Raw genomic sequence first — 17679 nt, forward strand, 5'->3', positions numbered from 1 at the left:
CGGGGATACGGGCAGCCGAGGTTCCGTATGACCGCATCCGAAACAATAATTGAGCAGCGGTCGGTTATTCAAGTATGGGTCTACCATCAATCGGACTCGGAACGTGGCAGAATACCGACCGTGACACCTGCATAGAAAGCGTACAAACGGCTCTAGAGATGGGGTACCGTCACGTCGACACGGCACAGTACTACGGCAATGAAGAAGCCGTAGGCGAAGGTATCGCTTCGGCAGACGTTCCCCGCGAAGAGGTGTTCGTCGGCTCGAAGGTCCACGCCGAAAAGTTCGGTCTCGAACACGACGAAGTCATCGAGGGACTGGAAGTGACCCTCGACAGACTCGGCCTCGAGTATCTAGACTTATTGTACGTCCACTGGCCGGTCGGGAATTACGATGCACCCGAGACGATGCCAGCGTTCGACGAATTAGTTGACCAAGGGCTGATCGAGCACGTCGGTGTTTGTAATTTCAGTGTCGAACTGCTCGAAGAGGCGACCGATCACCTCGAGTCACCCCTGTTCGCTCATCAGGTCGAAACTCACCCGCTGCTTCAACAAGACGACCTCATCGCCCACGCACAAGAACAGGGCTACAACCACGTCGCCTACTCCCCGCTCGCGCGTGGGCACGTTTTCGATCTCCCCGAAGTGGTAGCAGTCGCGGACAAACACGGCGTTAGTCCGTCCCAAGTCAGCCTCGCGTGGTTACTTGCGCACGATAACGTCAGTGTCATCCCGAAAGCAACGAGCGAAGCACATATCAGGGACAATCTCGGAGCTGTCGATCTGGATCTCGACAGCGAAGACATCGAACGGATCGATAATATTGGACGAACCGAGCGGTACGTCGAGCGAGACGGCGCACCGTGGCTAGAGGAGTAGTGAATCCACAGTTCTCACCGCTCTCCGTGGTCAAACCAATCGAGCGTACTGTAAAATTCCCTCTGTCGGAGCGACACAGGGGCGACACGATCGTTCTCTCGTTTATCCCACCTTTGCAAGTCGCTTCTCCTGTACAGTTCCGTCACCAAGACGTAATCGGAATTTCACGTAGGGGTTGTGGGAGCGGAATGTCGACTGACGAATCGGTGTAGTGGGAGAGATAAAACCCGACGATGATCTCTAGGGACCGGACGGCTTTTATCCCCGGTGAGTAGTTCACGTCTTCACCGTTCAGTATGTCCTGTATATGGATCGCTGCGTTCGCAAACGATCGCTTGTAGTCGTTCTCCCACGTCCACGCACCGTCGATCCCAGGCAATGGTCGTTCAACGTGTTCCCCGTCTTCGAGCGACCAATATTTCCACACCCCGTCATCGTTGTTCATATACAGTTTCCCTTCAGTTCCTATGAAATTGAGAGTCATCGAGGATATCTCTCTCGGAATGGTGCAGTCGACGGTTACGAACGACCCGTCATCCATCACGACGTGTCCTCCACCACCAGCATCGACTACTTCCTCCGCTGCGCCGAGAGAGTCGATCGCTTCGTTTTCGCCAGTTATGTGCCCGCTCACCTGTTCGGCTCGGGCATCGAGGAGGTAGACTAGCGTATCTAAGACGTGGGTGGAGTTTCGCATCAGTTCCATCCTGTACTGAGTGCTCACCGACTTCACATCACCGAGAATATTTTCCTCGTGGATGAGATCGTGTAACCGCTGCAGCTTGTCCGTAAACCGGAATGAATGGTTGATTACCAGCTCCGTATCGGTCTGCTCGCAAACTTCGACCATCTCCTCGGCTTCGCTTACTTGTGAGGCGATCGGTTTCTCACACCAGATAACGTCCGGATTTGCGGCCGATCGCGCAGCATCAATCGTGTGTTCGTAATGGAGATACGAAGGTGTACAGACCGAAACCACGTCCAAGTCTTCGTTAGCGAGCATTGCTTCGTGACCGACGTACCGCTGACTGGTGGGGATATCCCACGCTTCGCCAAACGTAGCGAGTTTCTCCTCGTCGACATCCGCGACGGCGACGAGTTCTATCTCTTCGGTACTGTCATACCCTCCAGCGTGGCTAGCGTCGATTTTTTTGTTCCCGATATCCTCCACGTCGTGCATCCCGAGAATTCCCATCCCAGCGATGCCGCCTGTTCCGATAATACCAGCTTTATACCTCATTCTGTGTTTCCTCGACTGTTGTGCTTTTGATGCATATGCTTGGAGTTCATCGTTGCTCGATGGGAGTAGCACGTGCTAGGCCTTTGCGAACACGATGTCTGTACCATATGCATCGATTGTAATAAAACTATGAGTGCCACGTGGTTGTCTATGCATCGTCGGGAAACGGGGGTTTGTATCCCTCGTCCGCGTTCAGTACTCTTCGTAAAGTGACGGTGCGTCGAATTCTCCGTCAGTAAACGCTATCGGGGACGGATCCTCGACTACTCTCAGATCGTCACGATCACGAGCTTCCTCCACCAGAACGGTCGATGCGTAGAGCCGGTGGAGGTGCATCGTATCGGGCGCTCTGAGCACGCGCACGGTCCCTGTGTCGACCACACCGATGGTTGACAACGCTGCCACTACACCGGCGTGATCGCTTTCGACGACCGGCGGTAGCTTGACACCACGAATCGTACTCGCGGTCAGCGCATTGATCAGCGTCGTCGCTGCGTCGAGGTCTCGTACGATATCTTCGTGGATCACGTCCGCCGAACCAATGCCCATCGCGTTACCGTGCGTCGTCGTCGTCAATCCCCGCACATAAATACGCTTGAGGGTAGGCGTTTCCGGTTCCGGTTCGTTAATCGAGAACGGTCTCCGTCCGATTACGTTCGTGTCGATCCCCTGTCCACTGATGTCCTTCCCTTGCCGGTCGAAAATGACGAGATCGAGGTCGTCGAACGGCAACTTCGGCATCCACTCGTACGCTCGTTCGAGCAGCTCACGTTCACGATTTAGAAATCCACTCGAAGGGATTCCCTCGATGTGCGCTGTATCATCGTGTTGATCCTCGACGATCGCGACACCCCCAACCACCGGCAACGCTTCGAGGAGTTGTTCGGTGATTTCCGGGATCATCCGGCGAAAGGACCAGTCGACGGCCCATTCGTGAGCGATCTTGGCACCACGTTGTTTGCCCATTCCGATGACCAGCATTTTAGAGAGTCCGCTCTCGACGGATCCGTCGAAGTCCGTATGAGGCTTGATTCGATTGATCGGGATTATCGCGTCCGCACCGACCGCGTTCGCATCCGCAACGACGGGTACGTTTCGGCCGGGAGTCCGACCAACTTCGACAACGTCCATTTGCGATCGGATTTCACAGCCGACCGACTGCTCCGAAACACCGAGGTCGTTGAGCATCTCACGTTGCCCTTCGCCAGTAGCACCGCCGTGGCTTCCCATCGCTGGAAAAATGAAGGGCATGTATCCCATTTCGGACACCGCGTTGACGACACCCCTAACGATCTCCGGGAGATTCGCGATTCCGCGGCTTCCAACCCCGAGCGCGACGTCGCCTCCCTCGGGAACGTCGTGCAGTGGGAGGGAACGAACCGCTTCCGCAGCACGCGGTTCGAGCGATTCGGTCGGAATGGGCTGTGTCTTCCAGACCTGCTCGATGACTCCCATTTCCGGGAGCGACGGATCTCCACACGCTTCTATAATCGTTTTCTCGGGTACCGATAGTTCGTCGGCAGGCTCCATAGAACCCATATCCGGTCAATCACTCGGCAGCTGATAAACCTAACCCTCATTCGCGGTCGTCGACGCATCAATGCGGCAGTTTTTGTCTGGATGGCCACTTTTAACCGGGAGGACACTCGATTCGGTTCCAATGCGATTTGTTCGCTATACCGATGGGTCGACTCCCACCTGGGGAGTGGAACGCAACGGAACAATCCACTCGCTCTCCGGACTCCCACGAGGAGAACCGGACCTGGCAGACATTTCCGAGGAAGGATATCGCTCCCGAATACGCACGCTCGTCACAAGTGGGGCGCTTCCACAGACGGCACGTTCCGAGGTTTCGCTTCTAGCGCCAGTTCCTCAACCCGGAAAGATCGTCTGCTGTGGGATGAACTATCGAGATCACGCGGAGGAACAAGACGAAACCATTCCGGACTCTCCGATGCTCTTCGGGAAGGCTCCGACTGCAGTCACCAACCCGGAGGATCCGATCGTCCATCCGGATCCCAATGGAGCCGAGCAGGTCGATTACGAAGTCGAGTTAGCCGTCGTCATCGGTCGGGATATCACCGACGCTAGCGAATCGGATGTCTACGACCGTATCGCGGGATACACTGTTGTGAACGACGTGAGCGGGCGGACGGCACAACAGTCGGATGGTCAGTTCTTCCGCGGAAAAAGCTACGATACGTTCGCTCCCATGGGGCCGGTGCTCATCGCGGATGAGGACTTCGATCCGAACTCCGCCGACGTCGAACTGAGAGTCGACGGCGAGACGAAGCAGTCCTCGAACACCGAGGAGTTCATTTTTGACGTCGGGGAACTCGTTTCCTACATCAGCCAATCCATGACTCTGCGTCAGGGTGATGTTATCGCGACGGGGACACCCGGCGGTGTCGGAATCTTCCGTGACCCCGTCGAAGTTCTAGAGCCGGGACAAACCGTCGAGGCTGAAATCGAGAAAATCGGTACCCTTCGAAATCCAGTGGTCGCCAAATAGCTCGGACCGCTGACCCGCCCTATCACGATTTCCGATCAGGACGACAACTACATCGTTCACGTTCGTCTCCGTCGGTCCCGTTCGAATCGTGGCACCGACTTCCGACGCGGCCGCGTCCATCGCCGCGTCGGTACAGTCAAGTGCCTGTTCGTGAGCTTCGCTCTCGGCGAGTGTTTCCTCGTTTTGTACCATGATATCGATTTGGGATCGTGAGTAAAAAATCATAGATCCCGACAGTCCGGCTTTCAACGGATTGTCGAGGACCCTCTACTGGGCTCTCAAAGCTGACTCGATGAACAGTGGACGATCGTCTTCCCATCCGAGTTCCGGACCACGACATCGTCTTCGTCAGTCGTCGCCTCAAACCTCTCGCTCCAGGCTTTCTCGCCGTCGGGAGACGCCATCACTCCCGAGGCGAGCCAGTGTTCTCCAGGTTGATGGGAACCCCGCAACGTGGGAACGACGGTTCGTGGATGATTCAGATTTGTGTTCGGTTCTTCATCGACGACAACCGGGGTACGATCATCGAACAAGTCGATGATGCTGCTCAGACCGTTGGGGTACCTGGCGAGTGCGGTTGCGTTCCGAACGTCGTGGTCGAACGCCGAATCGTCGTCCCCCGATTGGTCGAGCGCGAATCCACCCTCCTCACTGTGGATCGGTCGGTCGGTCCGCAATCTGTGTACGCGTACGTGCCAAGGGAGTGCTGGCGAGAGCCACGTGTCGACAGTGACCCCATCCCACGGCACCCACCGTGATCGTAACGTAGTCCCCTCGCTGCTCGTACTGGTCGCTGTAGCCGGAATTTTGTACTGATCCCCATCGAGACTTAGCGCAAGGGCACTGTCGTGGCCTGCCCTCCCTTCGCCCGGCGATCGCCCGGCGACAGAGAACCCGAACTCCGTCGAGTACGCAAACTTCGTGTATTTCTCTCGCCCATGAACGCTGTCCTGAGCGGACGAAAGCGCGAACAGGTGGTCATCGTCGCGGAGGATGACCTTCCCGGCCTCCTGTTGAACGACCTCGTCCGGAAGTTCCGGGAGTGGCTCCTCCGCGGATTTCCAGAACGGATGGTCAGACTCGAGAGCGAGCGGGAAGAAGGCTTTCATCGCCCAATACGGGGAGTTCGGGGAATTATACGTCTCCGACACCTTCAGTGTCGGGTATCGATATCCGACGGACAGGAGTCCACCGTCCGTGAAGATCGGTTGTTCGAGCCACCATCTGATGTTACGTGCCCAGATCCCCCGGATGACACCCCAAGGAAGTGGATTTACCCCGGCGAAGGCGAGTCCACCCCAAAACGAGGCTTGTGCGAATCGGTACGTCAGACTTCGACCGAAGGGAATCGCACGACCGCTCTCATCGAACCAGTGAATATGGTGAGTAGCGAACTTCCCGGCCCGGGTTCGATATGTTTCGGCTCTCTCCGGGTCTTCGTCACCCATCAACTCGGCGTAGACCAATCCGTAGAAGTGCATCGCCCATGGGAGGTAGTAGTCGATTGGACTCTGGTCGTCTTTCAGCCCATCAGTGTACCACCCATCAGCGAGGTAAAACGAATCGAGACGATCGAGTGATCGCTGAGTGAACTCCCAATCGTGTCGTGCATCAACCGAACGAAGTCCCAGATTCACCATCACTCGGAAGAAGAGCCAGTTGCAGTCGTAGAGTTCAGCTTCATTTATCTGGTTCAACCAGGTGACTAACCGTTCTCGCTCGATCCGAGACAAAGGCTCCCAGATGTTCTCCGGCGCGAGTGCAAGGCCAACTCCGATCGCAGCCATCTCGACGTGCTTCTGTGAGTAGTCATCTGCTTCCCCCCAGTACTCCTCGTGGGTTGGATCCGTTCCATGGACCAATCCAGTCCGGAGAGTGGACCAGTGATCGAAATCCCCGTGGACACTCAGCGGAACGATTCCCCACAGCGGTCTGGCGAACCCCTCTAACTCGGCCGATACGGGGGGAAAGCGAGCGCCGGTAGCCGTCGGTCTGACTCTCGCTTTTCCTTCGCTGAAATGAGGGACGAGAGGTTCGTACAGTTGTTCTACTGCCCGTTCGAAGTCGCTTCGGGTTCGAAGTGGGTTCTCTTTCAGCGGATTCACGTTTCACCTTTATCGATCGGTCGTATAAACGTACCGCCCCGCGTCTTTTCCGCTGCGTCTAAAACGTCGGATTCCATTTCGTTGGGCGCTCTCGTCACCCTATGATGACGATAATATCGGCGTTATTACCAGTAGCGAGTCCAATGTTGGGTTGCCCGAACCAGCCCTTCTACGTAGAAGTAGTCGCCCCAGATGCAACACTCGTCATAATCGCCGTCGGAAGGGTCGTACGCGCCATCCGTGAGTAATCCATTCGATTCGGTGTCTTCGGTCGAATAGTCCGTTGCGAGGCTCCCGAGAGTGCTCAAGGCCGCATTCCGGTAGAAACGAGTCCGATCGTCAGCAAATGGGAGTTGGCAAGTGAGTTCATGAAGGCCACAGACGGCGATCGCAGCAGCCGAGCTGTCGCGAATGTCTTGGTCAGGAGGTGCATCGAAATCCCAGCGCGGAACGTGGTCGTCTTCCAGCTTTGAGAGATAATAATTCGCCAGTTTGGCAGCGATCTCGACGTATTCGCCCTCTCCAGTGTAATCACCCGCGAGAGCGTACCCGTAGATTGCCCATGTCTGTCCCCGTGACCAGCAGGAACTCGCGTTATATCCCTGTGCTGTTTCCCCACCGACGGGCTTTCCGGTATCGACATCACATTTGAACGTGTGGAATGTGGATCCGTCCTGACGGATAATGTGCTGTCCGTTCGTCCTCGCGTGCGTTTCCGCTATCGAGGCGTACGTCGGGTCTCCGGTCGTTTCACTCGCCCAGAACAAGAGAGGAAGGTTCATCATCGAATCGACGATCATCCGACCCCTTTCCCAGGAATCTTCGGATGCTTCGTGGTCGCCCCAAGCCTGGATGAGACCAGGTGCTTCCCAGAAACGATCGACCAAGTAGTCCGCCGCGGTTACGGCGGCAGACTGATATCGATCATTTCCCGTGAGGCGGTGGCCGGCTATCGCGGACAATGTGTAGAGGAATCCAAGATCGTGCGTTTTGACTTCCCCCGATTTCAGTCGCCGCTCGAACGTCTCGAACTGCGCTTCGGCGGCTTTCCGGTACCGGGAGTCACCCGTTACTTCGTAGGCGAGCCAGCACAGGCCGGTCCAAAACGATGTTGTCCACCCATCGGTGTTACCCGTCGGTGAATAGGTGAGGTTATCGCTGGACGGTTCGGGGAAGCGGTCGTAATAGTCGTCGAGATTGCGATCGATCTGATCGATCGCAACCGACAGTGCGCGCGCGAGTTCCGCACGCTCGATGTCCGGAGACTGTGTGTATTCGTCGGGTAGTCCGTGGTCCGAAATGCTCGCCCGTAGCGCGGCTGGTCTTCGTGGCATCTACAGTCCGTTCCTATGCGAGTCTAATAAGCTTATCGCGAAATCCAATCGCACTATCGACCGGTATCCGTCTCGGGGACGGGCTATTTCGGCGTGCGATTGGACGCCATTGTAGATGAATACGAGTTTCGTCAGTGGAACCACCACAGTAATACTGAATCTATGGCCAGTTTTGCCACACATACATTTATGTGTGACGAACGATAGTCACTAATGATGGTAGACACGCAGTCATCGAATCGGGTGAAAACAGCACAGACGACCTTCCAGATTCTGGACGCGCTGAAATCCGAGAACGAAGCCACAGTGACCGAACTGACCAAACAGTTCGATCTCTCCAAGAGCAGCCTTCATAACTATCTCAGCACTCTGGAACACGAAGGGTATGTAGTAAAAGAGGGAAACACATATCGAATCGGGCTCAAAATGCTTGATCTCGGGGGACACGCTCAGCACAGGCAGCGCCTCTATGCGATTGCAAAAGATGAAATCACTAGTTTAGCCGAGGAGACAGGCGAACTAGCAAATCTCCTCGTCGAAGAAAACGGAAGAGGGTACTACTTACACCGGGCCCACGGAGATGACGCGGTCAAAACGGACTCGTATATCGGTCAAGAAGTGTACCTTCACAATACCGGACTCGGGAACGCTATACTCGCACATCTCCCTCGAGATCACGTAAACGCGATTCTGGATCAGCACGGTATGCCAGCCGCGACCGAGAACACGATAACAAACCGTGAAGAGCTGTTCGAAGAGTTGAATCGTGTACGCCAAAACGGGTATGCTCTGGACGATGAGGCCCGCGTGAAGGGGCTTCGTTGCGTAGCAGTCCCGATAATCAATAATAACGATGAAGTCGAAGGTGCAATCAGCGTCTCCGGACCAACTAGCCGATTCCAGACGAAACAATTTCGGGAGGAGTTACCAGCCAAGCTCCAGAATGTAGCGAACATCATCGAACTCAATATCACCTACACGTGACATCGCCCACATCGGATTTGTTCTGTATTTACATTCTCTAGTCCGATTTCGTTACCGGTCTATCCAGTGATTCAGAACACCATTTAGTTATTCTGTGGCTGGTTTACATACTGCATAGATATCTATTATTAATAGAAGTTTCGTAGAAATGCCGAAATATATTTAGCAATAGTAAGAATGTGTTTAGAATAGCTGGGAGAATTTCCGGCGACAATAATTACAACGATCGAAAACTGATTACCCATATTCCATCAGATATGCCGCCATTTCTCCAAAAGAAGTTTGGATTACCCAGATAAGTTGGAGTGTGGGAAGAGATTGTAGATAACCAGGATAGTTAGAAGGAAACTCCCCAAAATGGCAAATAAATCAGATATATCGCCCGTACCGTTACACTTTTAGTCCTGTAATGATTCCGGTGGCCTGGGAAGGTCGATCCCGTATGGAGGGATGTCAAATACTATGAATTCGATGAGGTAGTTTCGAGTGCACCCAGTACAATACCTCAGATGATGATGATGATGATGATGATGATGATGATGATGTGCCTCCTCCCGATATGGATTAACCACCGATAACAATACCGACATCAATCAGATCACTCAACGGGAGTTATTTGATATCTATCATAGAAAGAAAGACGAAGTGAGTAGCATAATATCGATAATAGTATCGTGATCCATACGAAAAAATGGGTAGTACGGTGCGGAAATCCTCTCCTCAAGCCTCCGAGTGGGGATTGAAGAGGGGCGTTAAATCACTATATAAAGTCAAAGATACAGAAACTGTTTCCCGAGTACCGATGGTAGCCGCGTTACATCCGGGCATTCTACAAAGTTATTAAATTACAATCTGAACATATCTAATTACTGTATTGTATTCGCTCAGATATCTGTCTGTTTATCAAATACAACAGATATTTTATATTAGAGGGATATCGTCCCAGGAAGCGGGAAAATAGGACGTTTACACCGTCCTACACCGCCATGGAGTTCGACCTCGAAGATGTCCCTAGGATATCGAAACCTCGACTTTGAGATGCTGCTCTCCGCCTGTTCGGGCCATCGTCACCGAATGCGACGTTCGGAATTATGATAAAACGGGACACGTGTCTGTAGTAATAATACTATGATATTTTTTACGTGGATGTATGTTCAATTCAGCCATTATTATTCTATATCTATAACAAACAATATGGGTATGAATCGCGACCTACAGTATAGTTGTCAGTATGGATGTGCCACTGATTCTCATGATGTCTCTACGATGCAATCATTACATCCCTTTTCCTGTAATGACTGCATGAATGATGATAATCGGCCATATTCATCATATTCAAACATCCACTTTCCGCTGGCCCGATGTCGAGAGGGTGGACGTCACATCAGCAGACAGAGTTACGGTGGGCCTCTCCGACGCCATCGATATCGAGGAGAACCCCGCTCTCTATTTTCGGGACGAACTCATCGGACGGGCCGTTTTCGAGGGTGAAACCAGCGGATTTGACCGCGACTCATCGCGGTTCGCCGATGATGACGACGTATCGCTTGTCGTTCAGATCGAGTTCCTCGACGACCGCGATATCGAACCCCGCATCGGAGACGCGTTCACACCAGTACTCCGTGGGGTTCGACGACTCCACGTGCGTGATCGGGAGCTCGAGTACACCCAATCGTCCGTCCGGTCGACACACACGGTGTGCCTCGGAGAGCGTTCGGTTCGCGGCGGTAGCCGAAAGGTCGTGGAGCATTCGGCACGCGGTCACGACGTCCATCGAGTCGTCAGAGACGGGGAGCCGTGTGCCATCGCCGCGAACGACCGATGCGTCGAGACCGGCGTTACGCGCGTTGCGGCGGGCGAGTCCCGGTGCGTTGCCGAGAATGATTCGATCGTCGAAGGGATCCAGTCCGACCGTCGTGCAGGTCGGCGGAACGGCGGGAGCGATCCCGACGAGAGAGCGACCCGTCCCGCAGCCGATGTCCAGAATTCGGTCACGCTTCGAGAACGTGAGTTCGTCGGTGAGCGCTTCGTACTTCTCGACCTCCATCCGCCACGGAGGGGGCGACCCGAGCGAAGCGAGATAACACACGATATCAATCGAAGAAGACAGAGCGGTCAAGGCCGCACAGGATACCGTTGTACGCGAGACGGACAACGGATATCGGGTACTGGGATTCCCGGACAAATCGGTCACCCACCAACACGACACCGACCTCGAACTCGAATACGAGAAAAAAGTCGGAGCGGGGTCGAGCATGGGGGGCACCCCTCGTCGTTCCGGGCGACCCACCGGTGATGTATCAGTCGAGCCGATCGCCCATTTCGGAGTCGTTCCTGATGTAGAGGCGAATTTTTACGTTCCAGGATTGCTTACCGTGCACAATGGAAAACGGAACGCCTTCGGTGTTCGCCGACGGGGGACGAATGCGATCGTTCGTAAGAGACGAGACGCGACCGGGGGATCGACGGTGATCGACGTCACCGACCTCACGGTTAGATACGACGACGTCACGGCCCTCGAAGGAAACGACCTTTCGATCGAACCGGGCGAGTTCGTTACGCTTATCGGGCCGTCCGGGTGCGGAAAAACGACGCTCCTCCGAACGATCGGTGGCCTCGTCGAACCGACGAACGGACGGGTCAGTATCGACGGTGAACCACCTGCCGTCGCACAGCACGACGGTAACGTCGGATTCGTCTTCCAGCAGCATACCCTTCTCCCGTGGAAGACGGCGTTGGAGAACGTCACGTTTCTCCGGCGAATGGCCGGGAAACCGTCGAAACCGGACGACGCCCGTGACCTCCTCGAATCGTTCGGCCTCGACGGGTTCGTCGACGCTCACCCGACGGAACTCTCGGGTGGGATGAAACAGCGCGTCGCCATCGCGCGGGCGCTCCACCTCGACGCCGACGTGCTCCTGATGGACGAACCGTTCGGCGAACTCGACGAAATAACGCGCGAGGAGATGGGAATCGAGGTTCGGAGCGTCTGGCAGCGCGAGCGAAAGACCGTCCTGTTCGTCACCCATAGCGTTAGCGAGGCGGTGTTCCTCGCCGACCGCTGTCTCCTGATGAGTCCCCATCCTGGACACATTAGTGCCCAGTTTACCATCGACCTCCCGCGTCCGCGTGATGCATCTATTTACGAGTCCGACCGTTTCCAGTCATACGTCGCAACGCTCAGGAAGACGCTTCACGATCACCTATGAGAAGGATACGAAGTCATCCACGGGACGTGTTCCTCCCGGTCGGTGCGCTCGTGGGTATCATCCTCACGTGGTGGGGAATCGTCGTTATCGGGGGGATTCCTCCCTACCTGTTGCCGTCACCGGTCGCCGTTTTCGAACGTCTGCTGAACAGTCCCGACCTGTACCTCCGTAACGCCCGAATCACGTTCGACACAGTCGCCGTGGGAGGAACGATCGGAATCGTCCTCGGGGGCGGGTTGGGGGCTCTCATCGCGACCGTTCCGTGGTTTCGCCGGACGATATATCCGTATCTCGTGGCCGCGCGCGTCGTGCCGAAGATAGCCGTCGCACCGGTGTTGCTGATTTACATCGGAACGGGCTTCTCGACGGCGGTCGTCTTCGTCGCCTTCGCGTCATCTTCATCGGCGGAATCGGCTCCCGGGCCGACTTTCGGCAGATCGAAATCACTATTCATCGGTGCTCCCATACCGTTCAGCGGTTGATTTCCTCATCGGTATCTAATTGTCGTGATTCATGATTGTAATAGTTCCGTCAATAATGTGGGTATTTCGCCGTTGGCAACTCCGGTCGTAGCCACGAGTATTGACACGACCCGTACACGTTATCGTGCAGTAGATGGGTTTTCACTGCAGATTTCCACCGCTTGGTTTATTTATCTCTCAGTTGGGAACATTCGTGCATTATTTCTATGAGGATCTACCGACAACTCAGAACAGAATTATCGGAATAACTCTGCTGAGCGATTCCTGAGTTCTCTGTACCGCCGCAAGGGAACAAACGGATTTCTTTCGAAGGATTGCGACAGAGCCGTTGGAGACGAAAGCAGTGCTCGAAGAACATGGATGGCGGATTGTGCATGGCATCGTCGATAGCGCGGGTGACGCCGATTACTAATTCGATCTGAAGGATGTGCACAAGCGTATCTGCCGTTCGTTCATGCCGCGAAGAGCTAGATGGGGAAAAGGAATCACGCTGTGCTTGTATCATTTGTCTCCGTCAACGGATCAACACGAAACACATAGTCCGCATAGACGCCATCCAGATTCGCGGGGCTTTCTTCAGCGGTATGCCGTTGACAGAGACGGGCCGCCGACTCAACGGCCCCGTGGCCCGTTTCTTCTTGGTAGCGTTCAAGAACGACGAATTTCGCTGGCTCGTCGCACCCACGACGGTGACACGTCGGAGGTGACTCCGAATGTTCTTCTCCCTCGTATCGGGGTTCATCCGTTTCGTTCCGGTCGTCACGTGGTTCAGTTTCGTCCATACGTTCACGCGCTTGTTTGACTTCCCACGCTCGCTGGCGGTTCTCTTCGTCACGGGCTTGCTTGTTTCGGCTCTTTTTGTTGTCGGCCATATCAGATATAGGTGCACGAAAGGGATAACGCTGTGGCCGGCATGCGGAATATTTTTCACTAGTGACTATCGTGGTCACATATGGGGATCGCGGGAGCTAATTCGCCTAGCGAGCGTAGGCTACTTCGCCCCTTGGGATTCTCAAATCGTCGTAGATCATCCGAGCTGAATCTAGAGCAAGAGCCACCGGCACGTTGCAGGTGGCTGATTGCCGGGAGTCCACATCAAAGCCTCCTTCAGGGCGAGCGGGGTACCCCGCGAGCGAGTAGGGTGAGGTAGTTTACTTCCCCGTGATACTGCTCGATTTGTTCGAGCTTTTTCGAGACGGCGGAGAGCCACAGTTGAGGTACAGTCCATCGAAGTTTCCGTTCGTAATGGTGGGAGATTCCATCTCACCTGGACGGCGTGCGGGTGACGGGAGTAACGTTCGCGCATCGTTTTGAGTAACGGTCCCGGGGTAGTTGTACTTCCGATTACCGTCTAAGCGAAAGTGGATACTCCCCGATACCCCTAATGAAATCTATGGAGGTGTGATGGCTCAGACAGTCGAAGACGACTGGCGGATAATTGAAATCCGGCACAACAGTCTTCCTGGGTGTGTGAGACGTCCTTTTAGCCAAATAGGAACTTCGGCGATGTCGAGCGTACGAGGGCCACAGAGCATGAGCACCGCGAAGTTGCATTGGAACGTATCGTTCACGATATCAAATGTTCTATGGTTCAGTGAAATCGATCGACTATCCGTGATGCTCCTCAGCCAATCGTTTAGTTAACTTGCGTTCGACTCTGTTCCCGCATGAACTGCTGGAGATACCAATAACCGCCAGCAAATTTACCTGTCGTCCCTGAGTACTTCCATCCACCGAACGGCTGTGCTTGAACCAGTGCACCAGTTGTCGCGCTCTGAGAGCGGTTCACATAACACATTCCAGACTCGATTTCATCAAACCAGCGGTCGATCTCATCGTCGTCTTGCGAGAAGAGTCCAGCACAGAGCCCGTACTCGGAGTCATTCGACTTCTCAATTCCTTCGTCGAGATCAGATATCGGGTGAATCGTGACGAACGGAAGGAAGTGCTCTTCACGCGCAAGTTCGTGACCGTGAGGGATATCAGTGACTACCGTCGGTTCGACAAACCGACCGTCTGCGAGGTTACCGACTGTAACGACATTTCCACCGGTTCGAACTGTCCCCTCCTCTTCAGCGCGTTCGCAGATGTCCGTGTACGATTCGAGCGCACTATCATTAATGATCGGTGATATGAAGGTGTTTCGTTCAGTCCCCCGACCTATCTTCAAATTTTTCGTTTCGGCGACCAGTCGATCCGTGAATTCATCGATTCTGTCCTCTTGAACGTACACACGTGAAGTCGCGGAACATTTCTGTCCGCTGAAAGAGAACGCTCCTTTCATCACGCCCTCTACCGCGTCGTCAAGTTCTGCAGTATCACTGACAATCACTGGGTTCTTTCCACCGAGTTCAGCGATGACAGGCCCATGTTTTCCTTGCTCGGAGAATGTCTCTTGAATAGACAGTCCGACTCTTCGCGATCCGGTGAAAACTACACCCGAAACGTCTTCGTGTTCGATCAGAGGCTGGCCGACATCGCGTCCACCGCCCATAACGAGGTTTAGAACACCCTCAGGAATTCCTGCCTCGATGAAGATTTCGACACACTTGTGTGCAATCAGTGATGTCGTTTTCGCGGGTTTTGCGACGACCGTATTACCGGTGATCAACGCACCGCCGGTCATACCGACGAATATAGCCATTGGGAAGTTGAACGGTGCGACAACTGCAAACACACCGTACGGTCGCAGCAGATTCTTGGTATGCTGGCCAGGAGTCGGCTCTCCAGTGTCGAAATCATATCCATTAGACCGCTCTAATTCACGGCTGTAGAATTCGAGGAAGTCGATAGATTCGTCAACGTCAGCCATCGCTTCCTTCCGGTTCTTCCCGTTCTCTAGGGAAATTGTCGCCGCGAGTTCGAATTTCCGGTCTCGCATGATATCCACAGCGGTACGGAAGATATCTACACGGGTATCGACATCGGAAGCCTCCCATTCGGAGGTGACGGTATTAGCTGCGCTGACGGCAGCGTCCACGTCTTCCGAACTTCCGGCGGTGAACTCACCAATTGTCACGTTCAGATTCCCGGGAGATACGACGTCGAAATGGTCATCCGTATCGACCCGCTCACCGTCGATCCAAAGGTGGTGATTCCCTCCGAGTTCCGCTTTGACGGTCTCGACGGCTTCCTCGTACGCTTCGTGAAACTCCTCGACGTTATCGTTTTGGTTGTACCCGTGGAACGTCAATTCGTTATCAAAGTCTCTTGCTTGCACAACCGTAGCAGGTAGTTGATTGGTATTATAGCTTGTGATTTACTACCATAGTCTATTCGGAAAAGTCATCGATGCCACACGATTGTAGGGCCGCTCTTCCGACTGAAAAGACGCCAGTGAACGGACAGAGCACGACAATGAAAACGACGTTCCACAGACGGTCGTACTCTCCGCATGACGTCGTGGTGCGTGCTGACGTTCAGAGGGGTGTTCCCTGTCGACCCCCGTCGTTCGTGCCGTCAATCCTGATTCGCAGCGCTCGTGGACGGGGAAGGGCTAGTCAGCTCCTCGCTCGGCCACAGCAACGAGGCACCGATTGCGGCGGCGAACCCAATTGGCGGCGCGATAAGACGAACCGTGATGACCGAGTTCATTCCGAAAGCGATCCAGAGAATGGTCGTGCCAGGACCGGCGACGAATGCCGCCACGAGGCCTGCCACGGAGAGGTTCCGTCGCCAGAAGAAGAGAAGAGTGAATGCCGGCCCGAAGGCGGAGAAGAGCCCGGTGCCGGAGTAACTCACGAGGGTGTACACGAGGTTCGACGTCAGGAGTGCGATCACGAGGCCGATCACGCCGACCGCAAGCGTGGCGACCCGGGAAACGCGTAGTTGGGCTTTCTCGCTGAAGTCCTGTCCTTTCTTCAGAATATCTGTGTAGACGTCCTGTGCGACCGCGGAACTAGCGACGACAATTTGCGAGGAGGCCGTCGACATCATCGCCGCCAACGCGCCCGCGAGGAGGATACCCCCGAGCAGTCCGGGGAGATGTTTCAGGACCATGAATGGGAGGACCATCTCGCGATCTGCCTGCAGTGCCTGCGGAGCACCGTCAATGACGCGCGCAAGGAGGCCGAGAAGCACTGCGCCCGACGAGGTCAGGATGCCCCAAATGGTCGCTACGATGATGGCCGAGCGGCGGTCGTCGCTGTTACGAACCGCCATGAACCGAGCGTCAAGGTGCGGGTAGCCGCCGAGATACAGGAAGAACCAACTCAGGTTGGCGCCGAGGAAAACAAGCGCGGCGGCACCGGTCCGTCCCCCGAACAACGCCGCCCGGTTTCCCCCGGAAGCCGCGAGTCCGCCCAATAGAGAGGTGGAAGGATCGAGGAATACGCCCACGAGAAGATACCCTGGAAGCACGACAAGCGTGAACACCATCAACAATGCTTGCATCACATCGGTCCAGACGACGGACGGAAATCCGCCAGCGAGCGAGTACGCCGTAACGACGCCACCGATGAGGAGGACCCCGATGACTGGATCGATTCCGAAGGCCTTCTTGAAGATGTTACCGCCAGCGAGGAACTGTGACCCCACATAGCCCATGTAGAACACGAAGGTGATGAGCGCCGGGAGCGCACGAGTAACTGGCGAATTACCGGGGAGTTTCTCGGCGAGGAGTCCGATTGGCGTAACTGCACCCGTCTCCTTGCGACCCTCCATAAACGGCCGCGCGTAGACGACCCACTGGAAAATGGCCCCACCGGTCGTGCCAACGAGCACCCAGATAGCGGAGAGGCCAACCGACCACGCTAATCCTGGCACGCCCAGGAGAAGCCATCCAGACATTCCGGAACTTCGTTCGGAGAGTGCGAGTGCCCAGCCAGGAATCTGTTCGCCCCCGAGAAAGAAGTCCTCCTCGGAGGAGACCAACTTCGACCCCCAGTGACCGATCGCTACCACTACGATCAGATAGCCAACTAGCCCGATAAT

At 55.0% G+C, this 17679-nt stretch carries 14 protein-coding genes and 1 pseudogene; 6 read left to right on the forward strand and 9 right to left on the reverse strand.

Annotated features, from left to right (window positions below):
- Positions 1 to 74 precede the first annotated feature (74 nt).
- Positions 75 to 881 carry an aldo/keto reductase gene (locus LJF34_RS21510; protein ID WP_231187698.1) on the forward strand — a complete coding sequence of 269 codons (807 nt, stop codon included), beginning with the start codon at positions 75 to 77 and terminating at the stop codon, positions 879 to 881.
- Positions 882 to 1023: 142 nt separating this feature from the next.
- On the opposite strand, the gene LJF34_RS21515 is transcribed toward LJF34_RS21510, so the two are convergent.
- Both LJF34_RS21515 and LJF34_RS21520 read right to left on the reverse strand, forming a co-directional pair.
- Complete coding sequence (locus LJF34_RS21515) at positions 1024 to 2121, reverse strand: Gfo/Idh/MocA family oxidoreductase (RefSeq protein ID WP_231187700.1); 1098 nt, start codon at positions 2119 to 2121, stop codon at positions 1024 to 1026.
- A 192-nt stretch (positions 2122 to 2313) separates the two neighbouring features.
- Complete coding sequence (locus tag LJF34_RS21520; protein ID WP_231187702.1) at positions 2314 to 3660, reverse strand: DUF362 domain-containing protein; 1347 nt, start codon at positions 3658 to 3660, stop codon at positions 2314 to 2316.
- A 121-nt stretch (positions 3661 to 3781) separates the two neighbouring features.
- On the opposite strand from LJF34_RS21520, the pseudogene LJF34_RS29195 reads away from it, so the two are divergent.
- A pseudogene (locus LJF34_RS29195) lies at positions 3782 to 3976 on the forward strand (Rv2993c-like domain-containing protein); the annotation flags it as partial.
- Positions 3977 to 4021: 45 nt separating this feature from the next.
- Positions 4022 to 4633, forward strand: a complete 612-nt coding sequence (locus LJF34_RS21525; RefSeq protein ID WP_303646685.1) for a fumarylacetoacetate hydrolase family protein — start codon at positions 4022 to 4024, stop codon at positions 4631 to 4633.
- Here LJF34_RS21525 and LJF34_RS21530 read toward each other — a convergent pair.
- The 3 genes from LJF34_RS21530 to LJF34_RS21540 form a co-directional block, all read right to left on the reverse strand.
- A complete protein-coding gene (locus tag LJF34_RS21530) occupies positions 4559 to 4825 on the reverse strand; it encodes a hypothetical protein (protein WP_231187705.1) in 267 nt (88 codons plus the stop codon). The genes LJF34_RS21525 and LJF34_RS21530 overlap by 75 nt on opposite strands.
- Before the next feature lie 86 nt (positions 4826 to 4911).
- Complete coding sequence (locus LJF34_RS21535) at positions 4912 to 6738, reverse strand: DUF2264 domain-containing protein (RefSeq protein ID WP_231187707.1); 1827 nt, start codon at positions 6736 to 6738, stop codon at positions 4912 to 4914.
- Positions 6739 to 6863: 125 nt separating this feature from the next.
- Entirely contained in the window at positions 6864 to 8072 is a 1209-nt protein-coding gene (locus LJF34_RS21540; protein WP_231187709.1) for a glycoside hydrolase family 88 protein, read from the reverse strand.
- A 216-nt stretch (positions 8073 to 8288) separates the two neighbouring features.
- Here LJF34_RS21540 and LJF34_RS21545 point away from each other — a divergent pair, with 216 nt between their 5' ends.
- A complete protein-coding gene (locus tag LJF34_RS21545; protein WP_231187711.1) occupies positions 8289 to 9056 on the forward strand; it encodes an IclR family transcriptional regulator in 768 nt (255 codons plus the stop codon).
- Positions 9057 to 10569: 1513 nt separating this feature from the next.
- Here the strand turns inward: LJF34_RS21545 and LJF34_RS21550 are convergent.
- Positions 10570 to 11313 (reverse strand): class I SAM-dependent methyltransferase, encoded by a 744-nt coding sequence (locus LJF34_RS21550; protein ID WP_255666381.1) that lies wholly within the window; start codon positions 11311 to 11313, stop codon positions 10570 to 10572.
- A gap of 211 nt (positions 11314 to 11524) precedes the next feature.
- Here LJF34_RS21550 and LJF34_RS21555 point away from each other — a divergent pair, with 211 nt between their 5' ends.
- Positions 11525 to 12265 (forward strand): ABC transporter ATP-binding protein, encoded by a 741-nt coding sequence (locus LJF34_RS21555; protein WP_231187714.1) that lies wholly within the window; start codon positions 11525 to 11527, stop codon positions 12263 to 12265.
- Entirely contained in the window at positions 12262 to 12747 is a 486-nt protein-coding gene (locus LJF34_RS21560) for a hypothetical protein (protein ID WP_231187716.1), read from the forward strand. The genes LJF34_RS21555 and LJF34_RS21560 overlap by 4 nt, the downstream gene beginning before the upstream one ends.
- Before the next feature lie 485 nt (positions 12748 to 13232).
- Here the strand turns inward: LJF34_RS21560 and LJF34_RS21565 are convergent, their stop codons facing one another.
- From LJF34_RS21565 to LJF34_RS21575, 3 genes are all read right to left on the reverse strand, one after another.
- The gene (locus LJF34_RS21565) at positions 13233 to 13619 is read right to left on the reverse strand and encodes a hypothetical protein (RefSeq protein WP_231187718.1); all 387 of its coding nucleotides are present in this window, start codon (positions 13617 to 13619) and stop codon (positions 13233 to 13235) included.
- A 764-nt stretch (positions 13620 to 14383) separates the two neighbouring features.
- Positions 14384 to 15967, reverse strand: a complete 1584-nt coding sequence (locus LJF34_RS21570) for an aldehyde dehydrogenase family protein (RefSeq protein ID WP_231187720.1) — start codon at positions 15965 to 15967, stop codon at positions 14384 to 14386.
- A gap of 239 nt (positions 15968 to 16206) precedes the next feature.
- Entirely contained in the window at positions 16207 to 17649 is a 1443-nt protein-coding gene (locus LJF34_RS21575) for a sodium/proline symporter (RefSeq protein ID WP_231187721.1), read from the reverse strand.
- Between the last annotated feature and the right edge of the window lie 30 nt (positions 17650 to 17679).

This window comes from Haladaptatus sp. DYF46 (genome assembly GCF_021083305.1).
In the GTDB taxonomy this organism is placed as follows: Archaea; Halobacteriota; Halobacteria; order Halobacteriales; family Haladaptataceae; genus Haladaptatus.